The organism is Streptomyces sp. NPDC003943 (assembly GCF_053605265.1).
On record NZ_JBSGIW010000184.1, the window covers coordinates 1 to 3,510 of the forward strand.

The 3,510-nt window shown below is 74.7% G+C and carries 3 protein-coding genes; 2 read left to right on the plus strand and 1 reads right to left on the minus strand.

Features of this window, described 5'->3' with window-relative positions:
* Positions 1-77: 77 nt before the first annotated feature.
* On the minus strand, positions 78-1,250 hold the full coding sequence (gene xylA, locus ACWEV0_RS35805) for a xylose isomerase (protein WP_453153989.1): 1,173 nt from the start codon (positions 1,248-1,250) through the stop codon (positions 78-80).
* Between the two features lie 95 nt (positions 1,251-1,345).
* Between xylA and xylB the strand changes: the two genes are divergently transcribed.
* A complete protein-coding gene (xylB, locus tag ACWEV0_RS35810) occupies positions 1,346-2,776 on the plus strand; it encodes a xylulokinase (RefSeq protein ID WP_453153987.1) in 1,431 nt (476 codons plus the stop codon).
* Between the two features lie 58 nt (positions 2,777-2,834).
* A partial coding sequence (locus ACWEV0_RS35815) for an ROK family protein (protein WP_453153988.1) occupies positions 2,835-3,510 on the plus strand: 676 nt, incomplete at its 3' end.

The following is a 3,510-nucleotide window of genomic DNA, read 5'->3' on the forward strand; positions in this document are numbered from 1 at the left end:
GCCCTACCCGGCCTGAGGCCGGCCCAGGCACGAGGCCCCGCGCGCCACCGCATGCGCGCGGGGCCCCGCCGCTCTTCTCAGCGGGCGCCGAGGAGGTGTTCGAAGGCCAGCTGGTCCAGCTGCTCGAAGGCCATGCCGCGTTCGGCGGCGGCGTCGACGTCGAACTCCTCGAAGGCGGAGCGGTCCGCCAGCAGGCCGGTCAGGCCGTCCTGTGCGGTGGGGAGGGCGAGTTCGGGAAGGCGGGAGGCGGCGAGCGCGGCCTGCACCTCCGGGTCGGCCCGGAAGGCACGGGAGCGCTCGGCCAGCAGCAGATAGTTGCGCATGCAGCCGGCCGCCGAGGCCCACACGCCGTCGAAGTCCTCGGTGCGCGGCGGCTTGAAGTCGAAGTGGCGCGGGCCGTCGTAGCCGGCCGACTCCAGCAGGTCGACCAGCCAGAAGGCCTGCCGGAGGTCTCCCGCGCCGAAGCGCAGGTCCTGGTCGTACTTGATGCCGGACTGGCCGTTGAGGTCGATGTGGAACAGCTTGTCGTGCCACAGGGCCTGGGCGATGCCGTGCGGGAAGTTGAGCCCGGCCATCTGCTCGTGGCCGACCTCCGGATTGACACCGACGCGGTCGGGGCGCTCCAGCTCGTTGATGAACGCCAGGGCGTGGCCGACCGTGGGCAGCAGGATGTCGCCGCGCGGCTCGTTGGGCTTGGGCTCGATCGCGAACCGCAGGTCGTAGCCCTGCTCCTCGACGTACTCGCCCAGCAGGTCGAAGGCCTCCTTCAGCCGGTCGAGCGCGGTGCGTACGTCCTTGGCCGCGCCGGACTCGGCTCCCTCGCGTCCGCCCCAGGCGACGTAGACAGAGGCGCCGAGCTCCACGGCCAGGTCGATGTTGCGGATCGTCTTGCGCAGCGCGTAACGCCGTACGTCGCGGTCGTTGGCGGTGAAGGCGCCGTCCTTGAAGACGGGGTGGGTGAAGAGGTTGGTGGTCGCCATCGGGACCTTCAGTCCGGCGGTGTCCAGCGCGGCGCGGAAGCGCTTGACGGTCTCCTCGCGCGTGGCGTCGCTCGCGCCGAAGGGGATCAGGTCGTCGTCGTGGAAGGTGACGCCGTAGGCGCCGAGTTCCGCCAGTCGCTGCACGGTCTCGACCGGGTCGAGGGCGGGGCGGGTCGCGTCGCCGAAGGGGTCGCGCCCCTGCCAGCCGACGGTCCACAAGCCGAAGGTGAACTTGTGCGCGGGGGCGGGGGACAGCGGGTCGCTGGACATGGTGCGGCTCCGGATCAGTGCCGAGGGGGTGTTTGTCATGGCACTTAACAAATTAGTATGCCGGGACGTCAGAAGGAACCCCATCGGAGGAACGCATGACTGCGCAGCGTGTCGTGATCGGCGTCGACAGCTCGACCCAGTCCACCAAGGCCCTCGCCGTCGACATCGACACGGGCACGGTCCTGGGCGAGGGCCGCGCCCCGCACACCGTCAGCGAGGGCGCCGGCCGGGAGAGCGATCCGGAGCAGTGGTGGCGGGCGTTCGAGGAGGCCGCCGTGCGGACGGGCTGGGCCGAGCGTGCGGCCGCCGTCTCGATCGCCGGTCAGCAGCACGGCCTGGTCACGCTCGACGCGGCCGGAGCGCCGGTCCGCCCCGCGCTGCTCTGGAACGACGTCCGGTCCGCTCCCCAGGCCGCCGAGCTGCGGGCCGCGCTCGGCCCGGCGGAGATCGCCCGCCGCACCGGCAGCCTGCCGACCGCCGCCTTCACCGCCGCCAAGTGGGCCTGGCTGCGTGCCAACGAACCTGCCGCGGCCGACCGCGTCGCCGCCGTCCGCCTCCCGCACGACTTCCTCACCGGGCGGCTGACCGGGGAGGCGGTGACCGACCGCGGTGACGCGTCGGGCACCGGCTGGTGGGGACCGGACGGCTACGACAAGGACATCCTCGACCGCATCGCTCTCGACCCGGCCCTCTTGCCGCGGGTCCTCGCGCCGGGCGCGCCGGCCGGCGTGGTCCGCGCGGGGACGGCGCTGCGCGAAGGGGCACTGGTGGCGGCCGGAACCGGCGACAACATGGCCGCCGCCCTCGGCCTCGGTCTGCGGGCCGGACAGCCGGTGCTCAGCCTCGGCACCTCCGGGACGGTCTACGCCGTCGGCAGGAGCCGGCCGGTGGACCCGAGCGGTACGGTCGCGGGCTTCGCCGACGCCCTCGGCGGCTGGCTGCCGCTCGCCTGCACGCTCAACTGCACCCTCGCGGTCGACCGCTTCGCCGCCCTCCTCGGCCGCGGCCGCGACGAGGTCGAGGACGGCGGCACCGCGGTCGTCCTGCCGTACCTGGACGGCGAGCGCACACCGGACCTGCCGGGCGCCTCCGGACTGGTCCACGGACTGCGTCACGACACCACGCCGGGGCAGCTGCTCCAGGCCGCCTACGACGGCGCCGCCCACGCCCTGCTCACCGCCCTGGACGACGTGCTGCGCGCGGGCGGCGAGGACCCGGCGGGCGACGAGCCACTGCTCCTGATCGGCGGCGGCGCCCGCGGCCGCGGCTGGCAGCGGACCGTCCTGCGGCTCTCGGGCCGCGCCGTCCGGGTGCCCGAAGCTCAGGAACTCGTCGCACTCGGCGCGGCCGCCCAGGCCGCCGGACTGCTCACCGGCGAGCCCGCCGACGCGGTGGCACGCCGCTGGCGCACCGCCGAGGGCCCGGTCCTCGAGCCCGTGCCACGGGACGAGGAAGCGCTCGAACGGATCGGCGATACCCTGCGTCGGGCCGGGGCCTTGCAGGGAGCCCCGGCCGAGGACCGGTAGGAGGGGTGTGCGCGTGACGGTGGACGGCAGAGTGAGGAACGGCCGGGGAAGCGGGCCCGTGTCGCAGCAGGACATGCGCCGGCGGAACCTCTCGGTGGTCCTCGGCGCGGTCGCCGCGCACGGCCGGCCGTCCCGCCCGTTGTCCCGCGCGGACGTCGCCGGACGCGTCGGTCTGACCAGGGCGGCCGTCTCCTCGCTGGTCGACGAACTGATCGGGCGGGGAGCGCTGACCGAGGTGGAGGCCGCGCCCGCCGGACGGGTCGGCCGCCCCGGACGCGCTCTGTCGGTGAGCGACGAGGGCCCCGCGGGCCTCGGTCTGGAGATCGGAGTCACGCACCTCGGCGCGTGCGTCGTGGACCTGCGCGGAGCGCCCCGGGTGTGGCGCCGGGTGGAACGGGTGAACGCCGGCCGGCCGGCCGGGCAGGTGCTGGCGGAGATCGCCGCGCTGGCCGCCGAGGCGGAGACCGAGGCCGCCGGACTCGGGCTGCGCGTCGAGGGCCGGGTCCTGGCCGTGCCCGGGGTGGTGCCGAACGAGGCGGTCGGACGGATCGAGCGCGCGCCCAACCTCGGCTGGCACACGGTCGTCGTCGCCGACCACTGGCCCGATCCGGACACCGTCCCCGAGCCGGAGAACGAGGCCAATCTCGGGGCGCTGGCCGAGTACTGGAACTTCGAGCTGCAGCAGGTCGCGTCCGGCCTCGGCATCAGGGGCACCGCGCGGATGCGCAAGGGCC